We start from the raw sequence: 20,993 nt of genomic DNA on the forward strand, positions 1-20,993 counted from the left end.
TGCATCAGATCCTGCGCAACCTGTTGTCGAATGCGCTCAAGTTCACCGAACAGGGCGAAGTGGAACTGTCGGTGAGCTGCCAACCCTGCGCCGACGGCCGCGCCAAGCTGCGCTTCGCCGTGCGCGACACCGGTATCGGCATCCCGGCGGAGCAGCATGAGCGGATTTTTCAGGCCTTCCAGCAGATCGATGGTTCCACCAGCCGCCGCTTCGGCGGCACCGGCCTGGGCTTGGCCATCACCCGTCAATTGGTCGGGGCCCTGGACGGTGAGATCCGTCTGGAGAGCACGCCTGGGCAGGGCTCGTGCTTTATCGTCGAGCTGCCGGTGGCGGTGGCGCCGGGGCTGCAGAACGAGGCGCTAATCGAGGAGCCGCAGCGCCGGGGGCGGGGCAGTGCGGTGTTGATAGTCGAGGACGACGACAACTTCGCCGCGGTGATTGCCGAGGAAGCGCAGAACCACGGCTTCGCCACCGTGCATTGCCGCAGCGGCAAGCAGGCCACCCAGTTGCTGCAGGACGAGCGCTTCAGCGCGGTGATTCTCGACATCCTGCTGCCGGACATCAGTGGCTGGCAGATCTACCGCCGCTTGCGCAGCCAGATGATGCACCGGGGGACGCCGGTGCACATCATCTCCTGCGTCCCGCAGCCGGTGGACTGGCGGATGGACGACGGCACGCGCTACCTGGTCAAGCCCATCGGTCGCGAGGATCTGGAACAGGTGTTCGCCGACCTGCAACAGGGTCCGGATGAGGCTGCCCACCTCCTGTTGGTCGAGGATGTCGAGGTGGAGCGCGAGCACTACCGCGAGCATCTGCAGCAGTTGGGCTTCGCGGTGGTGGCCACCTCCAGCGCCGAGGCGGCACGTGCTGCCTACGGCGAGGGGCATTTCGATGCCCTGGTGATCGATCTCGACCTACCGGACCAGGATGGCTTCGACCTGCTCGAAGCGCTCAACCGCCAGCGTCCGCTGAATGGCGCACGGGTGGTGATCAATACCGGGGTGGATGTCACCCAGCAGAACCTGCAGCGCCTGCGCCGCTACTCCGCGGTGGTGGTGCGCAAGTCGGGCAACGACCTGGGCGGCCTCAGCGCCGCGGTGCAGGGCTTCCTCACCGAGGTGCGCGATCCGCAGCCCGCTATGGCGGCGCTGCACAACGACAACCCCTTGGCGGGCAGCCGTGTGCTGCTGGTGGACGACGATGTGCGCAACATCTATGCCCTCACCGCGCTGCTCGATGAAGTCGGGCTCAGGGTCACCCCGGCCAAGGACGGCCTGGAGGCCATCGCCTGTTACCAGCGCGAACCTTTCGACCTGATCCTGATGGATATGGCCATGCCCAATATGGATGGCTACGCGGCGACCCAAGCGCTCAAGGGCGAGCATGGCTGCAGTATTCCGATCATCGCCCTCACGGCCCACGCCATGAAGGGCGATCGCGAGAAGTGCATCACGGCCGGTGCCGACGACTATCTGGCCAAACCGGTGGGACGCCAGGAACTGCTCGATCTGCTGGGACGCTGGCTCAGCGGCGCCGAGCCAGTCGCCGGCAAGCCTTGGCAGCAGGGCGACGAAAGCCGTGAGCAGCTGGGCTAAGCAGCTGCTAAGGAGGACATGATGGGGCAAGTACAGCCTAAGGCGGCGCAGGGCAGCAGTATCCTGCTGGTGGTGGATGACCGCCCGGAAAATCTGGTGGCCATGGAGGCGCTGCTCGACGACGGCGATTGGGCCGTGCGTACCGTGGACTGTGGCGCGGCGGCCCTGCAGTGCCTGCTGGACGAGGACGTCGAGTTGGTGTTGCTGGACGTGCAGATGCCCAACATGGACGGTTTCGAAGTCGCCCGCCTGATGCGCGGCAGCCCGCGCACCCGCTTCACGCCGATCATCTTCGTCTCGGCTATCGCCCATACCCAGGAGGCCGTGCTGCGTGGCTATGCCGCCGGGGCGGTGGACTTTATCCTCAAGCCCTTCGACCCGCAGGTGTTGCGCCACAAGATCCAGTCGCTGCTCAAGCTCGAGCGCAATCGCCGCGACCTGTTGCAGCTGACCCTGCAGTTGGACAGCGCGCGGGCCTTCAATTCCTCGCTACTGGAAAACGCCGCCGAGGGCATTCTGGTGGTGGGGGAGGAGGGGCGCATCAGCTTCGCCAACCCGGCCATGGCGCGGATGCTCCATGGTGCGGTGGCCGATCTGGTCGGTACCGAGCTGTTGGCCTACCTGCATGAGCCGCCGATCACCTGTGACTGGAAGCTGTCGGACTTCTACCGCCATTGGAAACGCAACGAGCCCTACCGGTTGCACGACGCCAGCCTGCGCACCTTTGATGGCGAGGTGATGCCGGCGGCGCTGTCCTGTTCGCCGCTGCCGCGCATGCAGCGCTCCATGGTGGTGATCATCCTCGACATGTCGGCGGTCAGTCGTCTGCATGCGCAGTTGGAGTTCCAGGCGATCACCGACTCGCTGACCGGCTTGCTCAACCGCCGTGGCTTCCACCAGGCCTTGGAGTCCGCGCTGGCGCGCATCGAGCGCAGTGGCCGGCGCATGGCGGTGCTCTATCTGGATCTGGATGGTTTCAAACGCATCAACGACTCCCTCGGCCACGATGCTGGCGATCAGGTGCTGTGCCAAGTGGCGGAGAAGTTGAAATCTGGCCTGCGCCCCTATGACATCCTGGCGCGTATGGGCGGTGACGAATTCACCGCGCTACTCGACTCGCTGGACCACCCGGAGGATGCGGCGCGGGTGGCGGAGAAACTGATCGAGCTGGTTTCGGTACGCCACAGCGTGGATGGCGTCGAGATTACCCTCGGCGCCAGTGTCGGTATCGCCTGTTTCCCCGAGTGCGGGCAAACGGTGGATGGCCTGCTGCGTGCGGCGGACATGGCCATGTACGAGGCCAAGCGTGCCGGGCGCCGCCAGTACCGCTTCTTCTCGCCGGAAATGAACGGCCGGGCGCGCTCGCGGCTGATGCTCGAGGAAAGCCTGCGCACGGCCATCGAGCAGGACGACTTCGTGTTGGTCTACCAGCCGCAGATCGACCTGGCCAGCGGCCGCCTGCGCGGTTTCGAGGCCTTGCTGCGCTGGCAGCACCGGGTCGCCGGGACCATCGCGCCCGGCGTGTTTATCCCGTTGCTGGAGGAGACCCGGCTGATCAACCGTCTGGGGGACTGGATATTCGAGCAGGGTATTCGCCAGTGCCGGGCCTGGCAGGCGCAATTCGGCGAGGCGCTGCTGCTCAGTCTCAACGTCAGCCCTGTGCAGTTCAGCATGCCGCAACTGGTCGACGATCTGCGGCGGGTGCTGGAGAGACACCAGCTCAAAGCTTCGCAGTTGGAAGTGGAGGTCACCGAAAGCGCGCTGATGCAGAACCTCGATACCACCCGCGAGCAATTGCACCAACTGCGCCAACTGGGCGTGCGCATCGCCATCGACGACTTCGGTACGGGCTACTCGTCGCTGGCCTACCTGCGGCATTTCGAGCTGGATACGCTGAAGATCGACCGCCTGTTTATCGCCAATATGCTCGATTCGCCGAAAGACGCGGCGATCGTCAGCACCATCATCGACCTGGGCCGCCACCTTGGCCTGGAGGTGATAGCCGAAGGGGTGGAAAGCATCGCCCAGCGCGATTGGCTGATTAGCCATCAGTGCAGCACCATGCAGGGCTTTCTGGTGGCAACCGGGTTGAGCGCGGAGCAGGCCGGGGCGTTTCCGACCCAGCTGGATTGGGCCAGCTGGAAGCCCGAGGCCTGATTAATGGCTGCGCTGCGCAATTGCCGCTGCAGGCGCCGTCAGGGGCGCAATGCCGTTCACTTAAGCCAAGTGAACGGCATTTTTGTAGCCCGGATGAAATCCGGGGGGAAACTCTACCCCTGCAAACCTGCCCCCGGATTGTATCCGGGCTACGTTCAGTGAACCTTGCTTGCGCGAGATCCCCCCCTAAGTGAACAGCATTGCCGTCAGGGGCGGGCTTTTCCACGGGTCTTGGCTGAGGTTTTACCGTCTGTCGATTCCGCTCTGGCTCGCGACCAAGAGTCCAATTGCTGACTAGAATGCATTCTAAGGTTTGCTAGCGTCTTCGGCTGCGGTGCAAGGCACCCGCCGACAGGGAATGATCTTGGGGCTGACATGGACGATTGGCGTTACGCCTTATCTCTCGGGTTGCGCTTGCTGCAGTGGTTCGTTCCGAACCCGCTGTCGGGATCCCTTATGTCGTTGTTCTAGCGCTGGCAGCAGTGGCACGGCCGTATTCTGCGGAATTTCGACTGCGCCTGCGGTGCAAGACTCAGGTCATGGCGGAACGGCGCAGGCGTGCTGAGCGGTATCTGTGGTTGTGGGTAAGGCTGCGGCAAGGCGACCTTCCGGTAGCTTTTGCAGGGCCTGGGCCGAGTAGTCGAAGAAGCGGGCCAGGCGCGGCGAGCGCAATCGATGATCTACCCTGAAGGTCAGGATTTAGGTGCTGCAAGCCAGGGAAAAGGAGAGCGTTATGGCACAGGTGCAGACAAGCATTCAGAGCAAAACGCAGATCTTATTGGTGGTGGATGAGCGCTCGGAGGATCTGCAGGCGCTGCTCGATGATAACGATTGGCAACTGAGTTTTGTCGACTCGGGTGAGGCGGCGCTGCAGTTCCTGCTGGAGGAGACGGTCGGGCTGGTCCTGCTGGACGTGCAGCTGCCCTATATGGACGGCTTCGAAGTGGTCCAGCGCCTGCGCGGCAGCCCGCGCGGCCGTACGGTGCCGATAGTGCTGGTGTCGACCGCGGCGCAGAGCCAGGACACCTTGCTGCGCGGCCATGTGGGCAGCACCGTGGACTTTGTGGTCAAACCCTGCGCCCCCTCGATCTTGCGCCACAAGATCCGGCGCCTGCTCGAGCGCGAGCGCCATCGCACTGAACTGCTGCAACTGACTCAGCAACTGGACCAGGCCCAGGCCTTCAATGCCTCGGTGCTGAACAATGCCGCCGAGGGCATCCTGGTGGTCGGCGAAGACGGGCGGATCAATTTTGCCAACCCCGCCATGGCGCAGATGCTGCAGACCCGGATCAGCGACCTGGAAGGGCGCGAATGGTTGTCCTGCATCAGCAGCCCGTCGATCGAGTGCGACTGGCACCTGTCCGAGTTCTACCGCCACTGGCGGCGCAACGAGACCTATCGCCTGCATGAGGCCAGCCTGCGTACCGAGAGCGGCGGCAGTGTGCCGGTGGCCTTGTCCTGCTCACCCTTGCCGCACGCGCAGCCGGGCATGGTGCTGATAGCGTTGGATCTGTCGGCGGTGCGCAGCCTGCATGCTCAGCTGCAGTCGCAGGCGGTCACCGATGCCCTGACCGGCCTGCTCAATCGCCACGGCTTCCACCAGGCGCTGGGGGGCGCGCTGGCGCGTACCGAGCGCAGTGGTCAGCGCCTGGCGGTGCTCTACCTCGACCTGGATGGTTTTAAGCGGATCAACGACTCCCTGGGCCATGCGGCCGGCGACCTGTTGCTGCGCGAGGTCGGCGAGCAGCTCAAATACAGCCTGCGTCCCTATGACTGCCTGGCGCGCAGCGGCGGCGACGAATTCGCCGTGTTGCTGGAAACGCTCGGCCATCCCGAGGACGCCGCCAAGGTGGCGGAGAAGCTGATCGAGCTGATTTCCGTGCGCCACCGCCTGGACGGCATCGATGTCACCCTCAGCGTCAGTATCGGCATCGCCTGCTTTCCCGAGTGCGGGCAGACCGTGGAGGGGCTGATGCGCGCCGCCGATATGGCCATGTACGAGGCCAAGCGCGCCGGCCGCCAGCAATACCGCTTCTTTTCCCCGGAGATGAACGGCCGCGCCCGTTCCCGGCTGATGCTCGAGGAAAGTCTGCGCAACGCCATCGAACATGACGACTTCGTGCTGGTCTACCAGCCCCAGGTCTACCTCGACAGCGGCCGCCTGCGCGGCTTCGAGGGGCTGTTGCGCTGGCAGCACAAGGCGGCCGGCACCGTGGCGCCCGGCGTGTTTATCCCGTTGCTGGAAGAAACCCGCCTGATCAACCACCTGGGCGGCTGGATTTTCCGTGCCGGGGCCGAGCAGTGCCAGCGCATAAGCGCGCAGTTTGGCGCCAGCCCGGTGCTGAGCCTGAACGTCAGCCCGGTGCAGTTCAGCATGCCGCAACTGGTCGAGGAGCTGCGCTGGGTGCTTAAAGAACACCAACTCAATCCCGCGCAGCTGGAGATCGAGGTGACCGAGAGCGCCTTGATGCAGGACCTGCAGACGACCCAGGAGCAGTTGCGCCAGTTGCGCGCCCTGGGGGTCAAGATCGCCATAGACGACTTCGGCACCGGCTATTCGTCGCTGGCCTACCTGCGCCACTTCGAACTGGACACCCTGAAGATCGACCGACTGTTTATCGCCAATATGCTCGACTCGCCGCGCGATGCCGCGGTGGTCAGCACCATCATCGACCTGGGCCGCAACCTGGGCCTGGAGGTGATAGCCGAGGGGGTGGAAACCCTGGCCCAGCGCGATTGGTTGGTGCAGCACAAGTGCGCCATCATGCAGGGCTTTCTGGTCGCGCCAGGCTTGAGTGCCGAGCAGGTCCAGGGCTTTCCGGAACAGCTGGATTGGGGCGCTCTGCCGTATCTCAACGAAAAGCCCGCCGAATAGGCGGACGGTGGTTTTTTTAAAGGCGATGTCCCAATTAGGTGTTGCACGCAGCTTTCGTAGGGTGGGTTAGTGGCGCAGAGACGGATTGGCAAAGCAACTGCGCAATTGGAGCGCCACGTAACCCACCAAGCGCTAGTCGGCCTGCCTCCTCTGGTGGGTTACGGCGCAACTGACTACGCATCAGCAGATAGCCCGTGGTCATGCGCCTAACCCACCCTACGGATTACCGCGCTTCAGGTACCGCCTAGCCGGCCCACAGGCTTCAACACATAACTGGTACATAGCCTTTTTAAAGCTTTTGCATGCTACTCGGCTAGGTTTAGCTGGCTGGAAAGCGCTGCTTGAGTTCGCTCAGCTGCGCGTCCTTGTCCAGCCACAGCTGGTTGACCCACTGCTGGAATTGCAGGCGGTAGGCTTCGTCCTGATCGTAGTTGCCGCCGATAAATTCCGCGGGGATCTGCAGCTCCTGCATGCGCACCACCACCTTGTCGATCCGCCCGCTGAGCAGGTCCCAGAAGCCCGGTCTGCCCTGAGGGTAATGGATGGTGACGTTGACCAGGCTGTGCAATTGCTCGCCCATGGCATCCAGCACAAAGGCAATGCCGCCGGCCTTGGGCTTGAGCAGATTGTTGAAGGGTGACTGCTGCTGCGCATGCTTGGCCGGCGACAGGCGGGTGCCTTCGAGGAAGTTGAACACCGATACCGGGTTGCTCTGATAGCGCGCGCAGGCCTTGCGTGTGGTAGCCAGGTCCTGGCCGCGCTTTTCCGGGTGTTTGGCCAGGTATTCCTTGCTGAAGCGCTGCATAAAGGGGAACTCCAGCGCCCACCAGCACAGGCCGATCACCGGCACCCAGATCAGTTCCTGCTTGAGGAAGAACTTGAGCAGCGGCATGCGCTGGTTGAGCTGGTACTGCAGCACCAGAATATCCACCCAGCTCTGGTGGTTGCTGGTCACCAGGTAGGAATGCTGCTGGTCGAAGCCCTTGAGCCCCTCGACGTCCCATTCGATGCGGCCGACCAGATGCATCCAGAACTTGTTGGTGGAAATCCAGGACTCGGCGCTGGCGTGCATCATAAAGCGTAGCGCGCGGTGCACGGCGGGGATCGGCAGCAGCAGTTTCAGCGGGGCGAGGGCAAATAGGGGCCAACACCAGAACAGGGTATTCAGGGCCAACAGCAGGCCAGCGATCAGGCCACGCAGCGGGGCAGGCAGAAAATGCAGCATAGGGGGCAGGCGCCTCCAAATAAGAGGGACAAAGGTCCCTGATCTATCTATCAGGCCATTGAAAAACTACTGCGGGCTTCGCGCGCTATGCAGCGTTGAAATCGGCCTCAAAATGCTCATTTACACCACGTAAACTGCGCTTTCTCGGCCGATTTACCAGCGAAGCTGTTACTGCGTTGCGCCTTGCCTAGCCGTCGCTCGCTACATTTTTCAACGGCCTGCTATGCCCGTGGTTTTTCACCACGGGTCGGTCGGCGCACAGGTTAACGATTGTTCACTGAACTGCAAGCCCTGCGAAACGCTGGTGATCGCCGTGGTTCGCCGCTTTTTACCACTATTTGTTCGGTCTGGCAGGTGTTGCTGCGCCCGGTTCAAGGTTTGGTTGCGGCAGATTGGCCGCCTGGATTGCGGTCAGGGCGATGGTGTAGACGATATCCTCGACCAGCGCGCCGCGGGACAGGTCATTCACCGGTTTGCGCAGCCCTTGCAGCATGGGGCCGACGCTGACGCAGTCGGCGCTGCGTTGCACCGCCTTGTAGGTGGTGTTGCCGGTGTTCAGGTCGGGGAAGATAAACACCGTGGCGCGGCCGGCCACCGGGCTGTTCGGCGCCTTCTGCTGGCCGACGCTGGCGATCGCGGCGGCGTCGTATTGCAGCGGGCCATCGAGCAGCAACTGCGGGTTGAGCAACTTGGCCAGGCGCGTGGCTTCACGGACTTTCTCGACTTCCTCGCCGGTGCCCGAGTCGCCGGTGGCATAACTGAGCATTGCCACCCGCGGTGGTATGCCGAAGGCGCTGGCCGAGGCGGCGCTCTGCAGGGCGATTTCCGCCAGTTCGGTGGCAGTCGGGTCGGGGTTGACCGCGCAATCGCCGTACACCACCACCTGATCGGGCAGCAGCATAAAGAAGATCGAGGACACCAGCTTGAAGCCCGGCGCGGTCTTGATCAGCTGCAGGGCCGGGCGGATGGTGTTGGCCGTGGTGTGGATGGCGCCGGAGACCAGGCCGTCGACCTCATCCAGGGCCAGCATCATGGTGCCCAGCACCACGCTGTCTTCCAGTTGCGCGGCGGCCATGGGCGCGTTCAGCCCCTTGCCCTGGCGCAGCTCGACCATGGGCGCGACATAGCGCTGGCGGATCAGGTCCGGGTCGAGGATTTCCAGGCCCTCCGGTAGCTCGATGCCATGGGCATGGGCCACCGCCTGCACTTCTTCCGCTTTGGCCAGCAGCACACAGCGGGCGATGCCGCGGGCCTGGCAGATGGCGGCAGCCTGTACGGTGCGCGGTTCGCTGCCTTCCGGCAGGACGATGCGCTTGTTCGCGGCCTTGGCCCGCTGCACCAGTTGGTAGCGGAACGCCGGCGGCGACAGGTGCAACTCGCGGGGCGTGCCGCAGCGGGCGAACAGCCACTCGTGGTCGATATGGCTGGCGACGAAATCGGCGACCTTTTCCGCGCGCTCCTTGTCGTCCACCGGGATTTCCTTGTTCAGCCGGTTGAGGTTGGTCGCGGTGTCGTAGGAGCCGGTACTCACCGTCAGCACGGGCAAGCCGCCCTGCAGGGCGCCGCGACACAGCTCCATGATGCGTGGGTCGGGGGCGAAGTCGCTGCACAGCAGCAGGCCGGCCAGGGGCATGCCGTTCATCGCCGCCAGGCTGGCGGCGAGGATGATGTCGTCGCGGTCCCCCGGCGTCACCACCAGGGTGCCGGGCTTGAGCAGCTGCACCGTGTTGGCCACCGCGCGGGCGCACAGCACTATCTTGAGCATGCGCCGCTGTTCGTAATCGCCGGCGTTGAGCACCCGGGCGCCGAGCAGGTCGGCGATATCGCGGGTGCGCGGGGCGTTCAGCTCGTCCTGCCAGGGAATGCAGCCGAGCAGGCGAAAATCATCGCTCTTGAACAGCGACGAGTGTTCTTTCAGGCGCTTGGCGTAGGCCGGCAGGCCGTCCTCGCTGCGCACCTTGTTGAGGATCAGGCCCAGCACTTTCGGGTCTTGCGGCCCGCCGAACAGCTGCGCCTGGATTTCCACCCGGTCGCACAGTTCGCCGAGGCTCTCCTGCTCCTGCTCCGGCGCCGAGACCAGGATCACCTCGGCGTCCAGGCTCTTGGCCAGGTGGAAGTTGACCCGCGCGGCGTAGCTGGCCTGGCGGGTCGGCACCATGCCCTCGACTATCACCACATCCTTGCCGGCGGCGGCCTGCTGATAAAGGCTGATGATCTCTTCCAGCAGCTCATCCAACTGGCCGTCGCCGAGCATGCGCTCGACGTGGCTCAGCGCCAGCGGCTTGGGCGAGTGCAGGCCGTGGGTGCGGGCGATCAGCTCGCTGGAGCGCTCCGGGCCCAGGTCGCCCTGGTGCGGTTGGGCGATGGGCTTGAAGAAGCCGACCTTGAGCCCGGCGCGCTCCAGGGCGCCGACCAGGCCCAGGCTGATCGAGGTAAGGCCGACACCGAAGCCGGTGGGGGCGATAAAAAAACTATGCATGGGATCTCCAATCTTGTCAGACGGGCGCTACAGGTAGGTTGGCGCTGAGCGCAGCGAAGCCCAACGGGCGGTGTTTGCCGTGGCTCCGACGTGGTAATCGGGACCGCTTGTTGGGCTTCGTCGCTGCGCTTCTCAACCCAACCTACCTCTGTGTCGATCGTCGAGTCGGCGCGCTCAGTTGAGCAGCGCCAGGCTGTCCAGGGCGATCTGGCGTTCTTCGTTGGTCGGCACCACCAGCACGCGCGGATGGCCCGCGGCCTGAATGGGGCCGGCCAAGCCGGCGATGGTGCGCGCGTTGGCCTGCTGATCCAGGGCCAGGTTGAACAGCCTGAGGTGGGCGACCGTCTTGCTGCGGATCAGCGGCGAGTTTTCGCCTATGCCGCCGGTGAAGATCAGCCCGTCCAACTGGGGCAGGGCGCAGCTCATGGCCGCCAGGGACTTGGCCAGGCGGTAGCAGAACACCTCGATGGCCAGGGTTGCGCCGGGGTGGCCCTGTTCGCGGGCCTGCTCCAGGCTGCGCATATCGTTGGACAGCCCGGACAGGCCGAGCAGGCCACTGTTGTTATTCAACAGGGTTTCGATCTGCTCCAGGCTCCAGCCCAGGGTGCGGGCCAGGTGGCTGTGCAGGTTGGGGTCGACATCGCCGCTGCGGGTACCCATCACCACCCCTTCCAGCGGGGTCAGGCCCATGCTGGTGTCGCGGCTCTGGCCGTTGACTACCGCGCAGGTCGAGCAGCCGTTGCCCAGATGCGCCACCAGCCAACTGCTGGCAGCAACGGCCAGGCCGCTCAGCTCGGCGGCACGTTGGCTGACGAATCTATGGCTAGTGCCGTGGAAGCCGTAACGGCGTACGCCATGCTCGCGGTACAGCGCCTCCGGCAGGGCATAGCGGTAGGCGTGCTCGGGCAGGGTCTGGTGGAAGGCGGTGTCGAACACCGCCACCTGGGGCAGATCGGGGAACAACTTGAACGCCGCCTCGATACCGAGCAGGTTGGCCGGGTTATGCAGCGGGGCCAGGGGCGCGGTGGCGCGAATGACGCTCAGGCTGGCTGGATCCAGGCGACAGGCGGCGGTGAAGTGTTCACCGCCATGCACCACGCGGTGGCCGATGCCGTGCAGCTGGCCGCCAGCCGCGCTCTGCACCAGCGGCAGCAACTGGGCCAGGGCGGCGCGGTGGTCGGCAGCGGGCAGGGCCAGATGCTGCTTGCTGGCGCCCTGTTGCCAATGCACCTGCGCATCGGGGCTGCCGAGGCGCTCGGCCAGGCCGCTGAGGGCGAATTGCGCCTGGGCTGGGTTGACCAGGGCAAACTTGATCGATGAGCTGCCGCAGTTGATCACCAGAATAGTGCGTGCCGGCATTTACCGCTCCTGGTCTGCTTGGTTCGGGTTGCCAGAGGCGGCGGCGCACCAGCCGCAGACGAAGGGCTCGCCGATCTGCGCGTGGCGCTGGGCGGCGTCCATCACCCAGGCGCGATCCTGCCACGGCGGCTGGTGGCGCAGGTGCTGAGTATGGCCGCAGGACAGCACGGCCACCCAGTGGCCATGCTCATCCTGACGGAAATCGAGCAGGCGCACCGAGGCCGCGCTTGTCCGTCCGTCTAGCTCCGGTTCGCTTTCGCGCCGGCCCTTGGGTAAACTTGTCCGTTCTTTATTTCCAAGCAAAAGGTCCTGCCCCATGCTGATCGCCGCCAATAAGGCCGTCTCCATCGACTATACCCTGACTAACGATGCCGGTGAGGTGATCGACAGTTCCGCAGGCGGCGCGCCGCTGGCCTATCTGCACGGTGCCGGCAATATCATCGGCGGCCTGGAAAAGGCCCTGCTGGGCAAGCAGGTCGGTGACGAGCTGGACGTCTCCGTCGAGCCGGAAGACGCCTACGGCGAATACAGCGCCGAATTGGTAGCCACCCTCAACCGTTCGATGTTCGAAGGCGTCGAGGAGCTGGAAGTCGGCATGCAGTTCCATGCCTCGGGTCCAGACGGCGGCATGCAAATCGTCACCATCCGTGAACTGGACGGCGAAGACGTGATTGTCGACGGCAACCACCCGCTGGCCGGCCAGCGCCTGAACTTCAAGGTCAAGGTGATCAGCGTGCGCGATGCCAGCGAAGAAGAGCTGGCCCATGGTCATATCCACGGCGAAGGTGGTCATCACCACTAAGGCATAGCCTTATGTCGTAGCCGCAAATCGACTTATGGTCGTATCAACTGCTGGCTCGACTGCTAAGCTGGGTTAAAACAAAGGCGCCTTCAGATAGGCGCCTTTTTTGTCCTCTACGCGCGATCATTGTGTTCTCAAGGAGTTAGTCATGAGTGCCTTTCACGACCTCAATCTGCGTGCGCTGGATGGTCAGGAGCTGCCGCTGGCCCCCTTCAAGGGGCAGGTGGTGCTGGTGGTCAATGTCGCCTCCAAGTGTGGTCTGACCCCGCAGTACGCCGGCCTGGAAAAGCTCCACCAGCAGTACAAGGGCCATGGCTTCAGCGTGTTGGGCTTGCCGTGTAACCAGTTCGCCGAGCAGGAGCCGGACAGCGAAGAGGCGATTCGCACGTTCTGCAGCCTGAATTACGGGGTGACCTTTCCCCTGGGCAGCAAGCTGGAGGTCAACGGCCCCGAGCGTCATCCGCTGTACCGCCTGCTGGCGGGCGAGGGCGCCGAGTTTCCCGGCGATATCACCTGGAATTTCGAGAAATTTCTGGTCGGTCACGATGGCCGCGTGCTGGCGCGTTTCTCCCCGCGCACCACGCCGGATGATCCGGCGCTGATCCTGGCCATCGAAAAGGCGCTGGGTTAATTATTTTCAGAACCTGTTTTGGATCTCGCGAGCTAGAACCAGGCAAGGCGCTACGTTAGTAACAGCCTTCGGCTGGTCAAAGCGCCGAGGAAGCGCAGTTTCCGAGCTGTAAATGAGCATTACTCGTTTCACTCGCCCTTCGGGTCGCGCTAAAGCGCGCTAGCCGCAAGCGGCATTCCGAGACTGTTTTTAACGCCGGATGGCCGACGCGCAGCAGATCGTAAACAGGTTCTCAGGTCATTTGCGCCAAGGCTGCGCACTCTTGGTGATTGCCGCTTGTGCGCAGCCAGGCTGCCGGCTTAATCGGGCGATCTGCCGAGGACGCCGCGCATAAGTTTGTTCCCTTCTGTTGCTGCCGTCCTTGTTGAACGCCGCGTAATCCAACCTATGAGATAGGCGGCCTGGTTACAGCACCCCAGCCTTCTTCCAGGCTAGATAACTGCTCACCAGTTGCGGCCCCAGCTCGCTGGGGCGGGCGTCCAGCACCGGCACCTTGTGGGCGCTCAGGCGTTCGTGCAGGCCGGCGCGGGCATTCAGGTAATCCAGGGTGCCGCAGTAGTCCAGGGCTCCGGCGAAGTCCTGCACCGGGGTATGACGCAGGGTATCCAGCACTTCCTCGCGCAGACTGGCGACCAGCACCCGGTGTTGGCGGCCCAGGCGTTTGACTGCGCCCAACAGCGCCTGATCGTCTTCGTCGCGCAGGTTGCTCACCAGCACCACCAGGGCGCGGCGGCGCTGGCGGCTGAGCAGGGCATCCACCGCCGCGCCGAAGTCCGCCGGTTGCTGGGTGCTGTGCAGGTCATACAGGGCGTTGAGCAATACATTCAGCTGCGCCTGGCCTTTGACCGGGGCGAGGAAGCGGTTCTGCGTGCCGGCGAAGGTCGACAGGCCCACCGCATCGCCCTGGCGCAGCGCCACGTAGCTGAGCAGCAGGCAGGCGTTGAGGGCGTGATCGAAGTGCGACAGCTCGCCATCCTGGCTGCGCATGCGCCGGCCGCAATCGAGCAGGAAGATGATCTGCTGATCGCGTTCGTCCTGGTATTCGCGGGCAATGGGGGTGCGTTTGCGCGCGGTGGCTTTCCAGTCGATCTGCCGCAGGCTGTCGCCGTCGCGGAATTCGCGCAGCTGATGAAACTCCAGGCCCAGGCCGCGACGCGGGCGCTGGCGCACGCCGAGCTGGCTGAGCCAGTCGTCCACCGCCATCAATTGCGCGCCATACAGACGGGCGAAGTCCGGGTAGACGCGGGTTTCGCCGCTGACCGGCAGATAACGCCGGGCGCGCCACAGCCGCATGGGGCTGGGCAGGCTGAGCTCGCACTGGGGGAAGTGGAAGTGCCCGCGCAGCAGCGGACGCACGCGGTAGCTGACCTGGGTCTGTTCACCCGGATGCAGGTCGACCTTGAGCGGCAAATGCTCGAACGCCATGGCGCCCGGCAGATGGTCGAACACCTGCACCTGCACGGGGCTGGCATAGCTGTGGTGCAGGCTCAGGCGTACCTCGCTCCAGCGCCCCAGCGGCAGATTGCCGGGCAGCTGGCGTTCCAGGCGTGGCGAGGGCAGCTGGCGCAGACGCAGGGCGTCGAGCAGCGCCAGGCCCAGTAGCACCAGCAGCAGGCCCCAGTAGATCGGGGTGAGGCTGCGCGGCACGGCTATGGCCAGGGCGCTGCACGCCCCGAGCAGGATGCCCAGGGCGAACAGTCCGGCCAGCAGGGCCAGCAGCGCGCGCGATGGTTTCATGCGGTCACGCCTTGCAATGCGGGGGTCATAGGCGCGGTGCCGGTATCTGGTCGAGCAGTTGTTGCAGCACCTGATCGACCGACAGGCCTTCGATATCCAGCTCCGGCGACAGCCGCACGCGGTGGCGCAGCACGGCCAGGGCGCAGCCCTTGATGTCATCCGGCAGCACGAAGTCGCCGCCGCGCAGCAGGGCGCGGGCCCGGCCACAGCGCACCAGGGCAATCGAGGCACGCGGCCCGGCGCCGATGGACAGGCCCGGCCAGCTGCGGGTGGCACGGGCGATGCGCACGGCGTAGTCGAGCACCTGTTCGTCGATCGGCAGGTCGCTGGCGATTTTCTGCAGCGCCAGCACGTCGCGGGCCTGCAGCAGGGTGCGCAGCGGGGTGACTTCGAGCATGTCGGCTTTGCTCGAACGGGCCACCTGGCGAACCATATGCAGTTCTTCGCCCTGCTCCGGATAGTCCATGCGCAGCTTCAGCATAAAGCGGTCCAGCTCGGCTTCCGGCAGCGGGTAGGTGCCTTCCTGCTCGATCGGGTTCTGCGTGGCCAGCACCATAAAGGGCTGTGGCACGCTCAGGGCGCGGCCTTCCAGGGTGACCTGGCGTTCCTGCCTGACTTCCAGCAGCGCCGCCTGGGTCTTGGCCGGGGCGCGGTTGATCTCGTCGGCCAGCAGCAGGTTGGTGAACACCGGGCCCTTGCGCAGCTTGAACTGCTCGCTGGCGAGGTCGTACACCGCATGGCCGGTGACGTCGCTGGGCATCAGGTCCGGGGTGAACTGGATGCGCGCGAACTCGCCGCCGAAGCAGCGCGCCAGGGCCCGCACCAGCAGGGTCTTGCCGAGCCCCGGGACGCCTTCGACCAGCACATGGCCGCCGGCGATCAGGGCGCCGAGCACGTCATCGATCACTGCCGTCTGGCCGATCAGGGCCTTCTGCAGCTCCGCGCGCAGGGCTTGGGCCAGCTGGCTGGCGCGCTGGCGCTGGTTATTCGGATTGGCAGCGCTCGGCGCTGGCGTTGGAACCTCCGCCACAATCGGCGCTATTGCTGGGGTGGCGCTGGCCGGCTCTAGGGCAGTACTTACCGGCTGTTCGAGTATCTGTTCGCTCATAGGGCATTCCTGAGGGTTTGCAGGTTGGCGACCTGGCGGGTGAAGTCGGCGGCGGCCAGGCGCTGCTTGGGCAACGGCCGCATGGCCTGGCTGATAAAGCTGGACGGCTGGCGGGTCAGGCGGCTGAGCACCTGCCACTGTTCGGCCACGCCGAGGCGTTCGAAACCGGGATGACGGTGCCGCGCGCGGCGCTGGATATCCTGCTGCAGGCCTTGCAGCAGGCTGTGCTGGCCACTGTGGCGGAGCAGAAAATCGGCACTGCCGCGCAGGTGTTCCTGCAGTTGCCGGCGGCTGCGGCTGGCCGGCAGCTGCAGCGGACCCTGGCGCATGCCCAGATGCCACAGGCCGAACCCAATCAATAGGGTCAGTGCTGCCAGCGCCTGGGGGAAATGCCGCAGCAGCAGGCTGAACAGGTCGTCGCGCTCGGCGCGGTAGAGCAGGGTCACCTGGCTGTCCTGGGTCATATACCAGAGCAGCCAGGCGTGGTCGTAGTCGCCGATCTGCTGGTTCTGCCAGATCCAGCTGTCGCTGACCACGCTGATCAGGCCATCGCCATGGTAGAGCTGCAACAGGTGGGTGGCGGCATCGCTGTTGGCCCAGGCGTGGGCGCGGTTTTTTGCATCGTACAGGTGAAAGTCGGTATCGAAGCTGAAGTAGGCCGGCGCCTCTTCGTTTTCCAGATAGAGCTGGGTCAGCTCGGGGTAGGCGTTGTCGTCTTCGGGCTGTTCAGCCGGCTCGGTGGCCGGCGCTGCGGCTGCGCGGGTATCCGCTGGCTCAGCTTTCTCCGTGACCTCTGTCTCTGTGTCTTCCTCTGTTTCTGCCTCGACTTCTGCTTCGTCGAGGTCTTCGCTCTCGTATTGCTGGATACCCAGGCTGTCGAGCAGCAGGTCGCCACTCTTGCCCTCTTCCTCGTCCCACAGGCGTTCGGCGACGAACAGCAGGTGACCGCCCTTGGCCGCCCAGGTCAGCAGGCGTTCGGTTTGCTTGGGCGTCATGCGCGCGCGGTCGCCCAGCAATAGCAGGGTCTGGCCGGCGCTTGGCAGGCTTTGCAACACCTCCAGGCCGTCGGCCCGGGCGACCTGCAGGCCTTGCTTGCGCAGAAAGTGCTCGGCGGCCAGATAGGGATTGGCTTGCGCCTCGGGGGCGGGGCCGTGTTCGATGCTGTCCTCGTAGGCTTCGAGGCGGCTTAGCAGGTAGCTGCCCAGGAGGCCGAGGACGATCAGCACGGCGCCGCCGAGCAGCAGTTGCAGGCGCCGGTTCATGCCGGGGCTCCTGGCTCGAACAGGCGCCGCCAGGCCGTGCACAGGCCTTGCTTGAGGGCGGCTGGCGGCAGGCGATGGCCGTAGGCGAGGTTTTGCCAGTGGCGGGTCAGGGCCTGGCTGAACTGGCTCAGCTCCTGCTGCTCGAGCTGTTGCACCAGTTGCAGCACTTCGGCTTCGGTGTGCGAGCTCTTCAGTGCCAGACGCTGCTGATGCAGCAGGCGGCTAAGCAGCGCGCGGTAGAGCAAGCCGAGGGCGGCGCGGGGTTGTTCATCCCAGAGTCGTTCGACTTCGCCGGCGATATAGTCCGGCAGGCTTTGCGGCGCCACCTCCAGGCCGAACAACTGGCTCGGGGGCTGGTAGTCGCGCGACCGCGGCAGGCGCAGGCGGCCGGCAAAGGCGCTGAGCCACTCGCGGTAACGCCACAGCAGCCAGGCGATCAGGCCGAACAGCGCGGCCCAGAGCACGGCTTCGAAGAACAGCGCGACGGTGTCGAGGCTTTTCCACATCTCGGTCAGCTTGAAGAACTTCTCCAGCAGTTCCAGCAGGAACTTGCCACTGTCCTTGTCCGGCTCTTCGGCTTTGTCGCCCAAGCGCCAGCGGGTCACGGTTTCCCGGTGCTGGAAGGGCGGCTGGTCGAGCAGCTGGCTGATACTGTGCTGCGCCGCCTGGCTGGTCAGCGGTTGCTTGAGCAGGCGCGCGGCCTGCGGGCCCATGGGGTCCTCCACCGGCAGCGGGCAGCTGCTGTCCGCCGCCATGGCGCTGCTCGGCAGCTGCAGCAGCAACAGGCCGCCACCCAGCAGCAGGGCATAGGCGATGCCGGTCAGGCGCTGGCGCAACTGGCGGAACACCAGTTCGATGTCCCAGGCCTCCAGGGCGGTACGGCGGTTCAGGTAGAGGGTGAAGCCGCAGGCGACGTAGACCGGCTCCCAGATAATCAGGATCAGGACGTACAGCAGGTTGGACAGGTGCTCCAGCCACAGCCAGTCACCGGAGGCGGCGTTGACCAGGCTTTCCCAGCTCCAGTCCAGTTCGAGCTGCGCCGGCAGGAGCAGATAGAACAGGCTGATCAGGCCGGACCAGAGGGCCATTTCCAGGAGAAAGCCGACCACCGTCAGCCAGCTGGCGCCGCCGGCGTCACGCTGGCCGAGGACGATCAAGCGCTGGCTGCGCGCCTTGCCCGCCAGGCCTTCGAGCTGCAACACCGGCAGATCGAAGCTGCGCGTCGGGCTCAGCCGGCGCCAGGTCAGGCTGGCCAGCAGCTGCGGCTTGAGCAGTCGGGGCAAGGCTTTGAAGGCCTGCTTGAGGCTGGGCGTGGCGCCGAACAGGGCATGCGACAGGATATACAGCGGCAGGCGCTCGAAGGCCGGTTTCAGCCACCAGAACAACAGCACGGCGATGCTCGGGTAGTCCCACAGCAGCAGGCACAGCAGGGCGAAGATCGGCAGGGTCAGCAGCGCCCAGCTGGCCATCAGCAGGCCGGCATGTCGCTTGGCCAACAGCACGCCGAGGTCCATGGCTTCCCAGGCGCTGCGCGGGCGGATCGCCACGCTGGCATCAGTCAGGCGCATGGGCACCTCGGCCGGCCAGCAGCAGATAACTCAAGACCAATAGCCAGAGGCCGGCGCCCACCCAGTATTTGACCATTGGGCTGGCCAGGCTTATGGACGACCAATAGGCCTCGATAAAGGCGGCTAGCAGCAGGAATACAATCACTCCGCCGACCAGCCGCACGCTGTGCCCGGCGGCCAGGCGCAGGGCTTCGCCGCGCGGCAAACGGCCGGGAGCCAGCAGCGCCCAGCCGAGTTTCAAGCCGGCGGCGCCGGCCAGGGCGATAGCCGTCAGCTCGAAGGCGCCGTGGCCGACCACGAAGGACCAGAAGGTTTCGCCATAGCCGATCTGCGTCAGGTGGCCGGCCACCGCGCCGATCATCAGGCCGTTGAACAGCAGGAAGAACAGGCTGCCGAGGCCCAGCAGCAGGCCGCTGGCGAAGGTCTGAAAGGCGATGCCGATATTGTTCATGATGTAGTAGCCGAACATCACCCAGTCATCACCGGAGTCGCGTTCGCCGAAGCGGCCGATACGCCGGGCCTCGGGGTCGTACATCTTTTCCATCTCCTCCACCTGATCGGGGGCGACCAGGCTGTAGATCAGGTCGGGAAACAGATAGACCAGCAGGCCCATGACCACCAGGCTGCCGAAAAACAGCAGGCTGGCGGCCGCCACGAAACGCCATTCGGCGCGCACCAGGCGCGGAAAGCCGGCCAGGATAAAGCCCAGCAGCTGGCCGCCCAGCGGGCTGCGATGGCGATAGAACTGCTGATGGCCGCGCATCGCCAGTTGCTGCAAATGCTCGATCAGGTGGCTGCTGTAGCCGCGACTCTGCGCCAGGGCCAATTGCTGGCACAGGCGCCGGTAATCGGCGGCAAAGCCTTTGCACTGCTGGCTGTCGGCCTTGCCGCGCTCCAGCGCTTCGAGTTGCGCACTAAAGGTCAGCCAGTCGGCTTGATGGCGGCTTTCGAAGAGGCTCTGCTTCATGACGAACCCAACAAGCCGCGGGCGATGCCATGGATCTGCTGTTCGGCCTGATCGGGGGGCACTTGCAACGGCTCGGCCAGAATCGCCGCCAGCTCCAGGCGCCGAGCGCTGGATAGCGTTGCGGCGCGCTCGGCAAAACCGAGCAGGGCGCGTTGCTCGCTCAGGCTCATGCTGAAAGGCGCGCGCAGGGCCTCGGCCTGCGCCAGCTTGGGTGTGGCCGGCGCGCTATTGGAGTACACCACCAGGGTGCCGGCGGCGATATCCCCCAGGCGTTTGAAGGCCGGGTGATTGAGGCAGCTCAGAATGCCGAGGGCGTAAGCGAAGGGCAGGATATCGACGAAACGCAGCAGGTTGCGGGTCAGCGAGGCGGCCCAGCCGATGGGCGTGCCGTCGTCATGAATCACCCGCAAACCCATCATTTTCTTGCCCGGCGAACGACCCTGGTTGAGCACCTCGAACAGCACCATGTACCACCAGGTCACCAGGAACAGCAGTATGGTGCCCAGGCCCATGCCGAACTGGCCCAGCAGTGCCAGCAGGCTAAACAGCACGCCGAGCAGCACGCCCCGAATCAGTAGGTCTATGGCGAAGGCCAAGGCGCGCGGTACCAGGCCTGCCGGACGCAGGATCAGGTCGATGCCTTCCGGGGTTTCCACCTGATAGCGGGTGTCCAGCAAGGGGCGCTGAGCGGCGTATGGTTGCGTGCTTGAACTGAGCGACATCGGCTAACTGCGTCGAGGAAAGCCCGATGCTAGCCAGCAGCAGGCGGGGAAGCAACCGGCTCAGTGCGCTGAGCCGGTGCCAGGAGGCTGTTTATTGCGGCGCGGGCAGTACGCCGAAGATGGTGCGATAGAGCACGCCCATGGCGATGACGAACAGCGGAATGCTCCAGACCAGACCGATGCCCAGCGGAATGGCGCTGATCAGTGTGATCAGGCCGAGCAGCAGAAACAGGCCGAAGATCTTGAACCAATGCTGGCTGATGGCTTTGCGCGAGGCCTCCATGGCCTGCCAGGGCGACAGGCCGCGCTCGACTACCAGGGGGATCGCCAGCATATAGGCGATGGCCAGGTAGAGGCCTGGAATGATCAGCAACAGCATGCCCAGGTAGATCAGCAGCATGCTCACTATGGCCGTGATCACCAGCGGCAGGGTGCGGCCGAAGTGGCTGAAAATCTCATTGAAGCTGATCGGTTGATCGGCGGCGCGACGGATGCCGACCATATTG

Annotated in this window: 15 protein-coding genes and 1 pseudogene; 5 read left to right on the top strand and 11 right to left on the bottom strand. The window is 64.8% G+C overall.

What is annotated here, in order from left to right; translation table 11 throughout:
- The 3 genes from Q8Q83_RS15240 to Q8Q83_RS15250 form a co-directional block, all read left to right on the top strand.
- Positions 1–1,595: response regulator (locus Q8Q83_RS15240; RefSeq protein WP_305624976.1), on the top strand; the 1,595-nt coding region annotated here is incomplete at its 5' end.
- Between the two features lie 21 nt (positions 1,596–1,616).
- Positions 1,617–3,752, top strand: coding sequence for a bifunctional diguanylate cyclase/phosphodiesterase (locus Q8Q83_RS15245; RefSeq protein ID WP_305624977.1), 2,136 nt, complete (start codon positions 1,617–1,619; stop codon positions 3,750–3,752).
- A 733-nt stretch (positions 3,753–4,485) separates the two neighbouring features.
- Entirely contained in the window at positions 4,486–6,627 is a 2,142-nt protein-coding gene (locus tag Q8Q83_RS15250; RefSeq protein ID WP_305624978.1) for a bifunctional diguanylate cyclase/phosphodiesterase, read from the top strand.
- Positions 6,628–6,946: 319 nt separating this feature from the next.
- Here the strand turns inward: Q8Q83_RS15250 and Q8Q83_RS15255 are convergent, their stop codons facing one another.
- The 4 genes from Q8Q83_RS15255 to Q8Q83_RS15270 all read right to left on the bottom strand — a co-directional run bounded on the left by Q8Q83_RS15255 (position 6,947) and on the right by Q8Q83_RS15270 (position 12,038).
- Positions 6,947–7,852 (bottom strand): acyltransferase, encoded by a 906-nt coding sequence (locus Q8Q83_RS15255; RefSeq protein ID WP_305624979.1) that lies wholly within the window; start codon positions 7,850–7,852, stop codon positions 6,947–6,949.
- A 334-nt stretch (positions 7,853–8,186) separates the two neighbouring features.
- On the bottom strand, positions 8,187–10,331 hold the full coding sequence (gene pta / locus Q8Q83_RS15260; protein WP_305624980.1) for a phosphate acetyltransferase: 2,145 nt from the start codon (positions 10,329–10,331) through the stop codon (positions 8,187–8,189).
- A gap of 174 nt (positions 10,332–10,505) precedes the next feature.
- The gene (locus tag Q8Q83_RS15265) at positions 10,506–11,690 is read right to left on the bottom strand and encodes an acetate kinase (protein WP_305624981.1); all 1,185 of its coding nucleotides are present in this window, start codon (positions 11,688–11,690) and stop codon (positions 10,506–10,508) included.
- Positions 11,691–12,038 (bottom strand): DUF3565 domain-containing protein, encoded by a 348-nt coding sequence (locus tag Q8Q83_RS15270; RefSeq protein ID WP_305624982.1) that lies wholly within the window; start codon positions 12,036–12,038, stop codon positions 11,691–11,693.
- On the opposite strand from Q8Q83_RS15270, the gene Q8Q83_RS15275 reads away from it, so the two are divergent.
- Both Q8Q83_RS15275 and Q8Q83_RS15280 read left to right on the top strand, forming a co-directional pair.
- Positions 12,007–12,492 (top strand): peptidylprolyl isomerase, encoded by a 486-nt coding sequence (locus Q8Q83_RS15275; protein ID WP_305624983.1) that lies wholly within the window; start codon positions 12,007–12,009, stop codon positions 12,490–12,492. The genes Q8Q83_RS15270 and Q8Q83_RS15275 overlap by 32 nt on opposite strands.
- 148 nt (positions 12,493–12,640) lie before the next feature.
- On the top strand, positions 12,641–13,123 hold the full coding sequence (locus Q8Q83_RS15280; RefSeq protein WP_305624984.1) for a glutathione peroxidase: 483 nt from the start codon (positions 12,641–12,643) through the stop codon (positions 13,121–13,123).
- 405 nt (positions 13,124–13,528) lie between these two features.
- Here the strand turns inward: Q8Q83_RS15280 and Q8Q83_RS15285 are convergent, their stop codons facing one another.
- From Q8Q83_RS15285 to Q8Q83_RS15315, 7 genes and pseudogenes are all read right to left on the bottom strand, one after another.
- Entirely contained in the window at positions 13,529–14,860 is a 1,332-nt protein-coding gene (locus Q8Q83_RS15285) for a DUF58 domain-containing protein (RefSeq protein WP_305624985.1), read from the bottom strand.
- A 25-nt stretch (positions 14,861–14,885) separates the two neighbouring features.
- The gene (locus tag Q8Q83_RS15290; RefSeq protein ID WP_305624986.1) at positions 14,886–15,968 is read right to left on the bottom strand and encodes a MoxR family ATPase; all 1,083 of its coding nucleotides are present in this window, start codon (positions 15,966–15,968) and stop codon (positions 14,886–14,888) included.
- On the bottom strand, positions 15,965–17,230 hold the full coding sequence (locus Q8Q83_RS15295; protein ID WP_305624987.1) for a DUF4350 domain-containing protein: 1,266 nt from the start codon (positions 17,228–17,230) through the stop codon (positions 15,965–15,967). The genes Q8Q83_RS15290 and Q8Q83_RS15295 overlap by 4 nt, the downstream gene beginning before the upstream one ends.
- A complete protein-coding gene (locus Q8Q83_RS15300) occupies positions 17,227–18,798 on the bottom strand; it encodes a DUF4129 domain-containing protein (RefSeq protein WP_305624988.1) in 1,572 nt (523 codons plus the stop codon). The genes Q8Q83_RS15295 and Q8Q83_RS15300 overlap by 4 nt, the downstream gene beginning before the upstream one ends.
- Positions 18,785–19,765, bottom strand: a complete 981-nt coding sequence (locus Q8Q83_RS15305) for a stage II sporulation protein M (RefSeq protein WP_305624989.1) — start codon at positions 19,763–19,765, stop codon at positions 18,785–18,787. The genes Q8Q83_RS15300 and Q8Q83_RS15305 overlap by 14 nt, the downstream gene beginning before the upstream one ends.
- Positions 19,762–20,487, bottom strand: a complete 726-nt coding sequence (locus tag Q8Q83_RS15310) for an RDD family protein (protein WP_305624990.1) — start codon at positions 20,485–20,487, stop codon at positions 19,762–19,764. Before Q8Q83_RS15310 ends, Q8Q83_RS15305 begins: the two co-directional genes overlap by 4 nt.
- Positions 20,488–20,578: 91 nt before the next feature.
- Positions 20,579–20,993, bottom strand: a pseudogene (locus Q8Q83_RS15315) (hypothetical protein); the annotation flags it as partial.

The sequence above is a fragment of the Pseudomonas sp. genome (assembly GCF_030696055.1).
GTDB lineage: Bacteria > Pseudomonadota > Gammaproteobacteria > Pseudomonadales > Pseudomonadaceae > Aquipseudomonas.

Bases quoted from the DNA above. Each gene is read 5' to 3' on its own strand.
- Q8Q83_RS15245 (WP_305624977.1), top strand. From the start codon at position 1,617: ATGGGGCAAGTACAGCCTAAGGCGGCGCAGGGCAGCAGTATCCTGCTG.
- Q8Q83_RS15250 (WP_305624978.1), top strand. From the start codon at position 4,486: ATGGCACAGGTGCAGACAAGCATTCAGAGCAAAACGCAGATCTTATTG.
- Q8Q83_RS15255 (WP_305624979.1), bottom strand. From the start codon at position 7,852: ATGCTGCATTTTCTGCCTGCCCCGCTGCGTGGCCTGATCGCTGGCCTG.
- pta (WP_305624980.1), bottom strand. From the start codon at position 10,331: ATGCATAGTTTTTTTATCGCCCCCACCGGCTTCGGTGTCGGCCTTACC.
- Q8Q83_RS15265 (WP_305624981.1), bottom strand. From the start codon at position 11,690: ATGCCGGCACGCACTATTCTGGTGATCAACTGCGGCAGCTCATCGATC.
- Q8Q83_RS15275 (WP_305624983.1), top strand. From the start codon at position 12,007: ATGCTGATCGCCGCCAATAAGGCCGTCTCCATCGACTATACCCTGACT.
- Q8Q83_RS15270 (WP_305624982.1), bottom strand. From the start codon at position 12,038: ATGGAGACGGCCTTATTGGCGGCGATCAGCATGGGGCAGGACCTTTTG.
- Q8Q83_RS15280 (WP_305624984.1), top strand. From the start codon at position 12,641: ATGAGTGCCTTTCACGACCTCAATCTGCGTGCGCTGGATGGTCAGGAG.
- Q8Q83_RS15285 (WP_305624985.1), bottom strand. From the start codon at position 14,860: ATGAAACCATCGCGCGCGCTGCTGGCCCTGCTGGCCGGACTGTTCGCC.
- Q8Q83_RS15290 (WP_305624986.1), bottom strand. From the start codon at position 15,968: ATGAGCGAACAGATACTCGAACAGCCGGTAAGTACTGCCCTAGAGCCG.
- Q8Q83_RS15295 (WP_305624987.1), bottom strand. From the start codon at position 17,230: ATGAACCGGCGCCTGCAACTGCTGCTCGGCGGCGCCGTGCTGATCGTC.
- Q8Q83_RS15300 (WP_305624988.1), bottom strand. From the start codon at position 18,798: ATGCGCCTGACTGATGCCAGCGTGGCGATCCGCCCGCGCAGCGCCTGG.
- Q8Q83_RS15305 (WP_305624989.1), bottom strand. From the start codon at position 19,765: ATGAAGCAGAGCCTCTTCGAAAGCCGCCATCAAGCCGACTGGCTGACC.
- Q8Q83_RS15310 (WP_305624990.1), bottom strand. From the start codon at position 20,487: ATGTCGCTCAGTTCAAGCACGCAACCATACGCCGCTCAGCGCCCCTTG.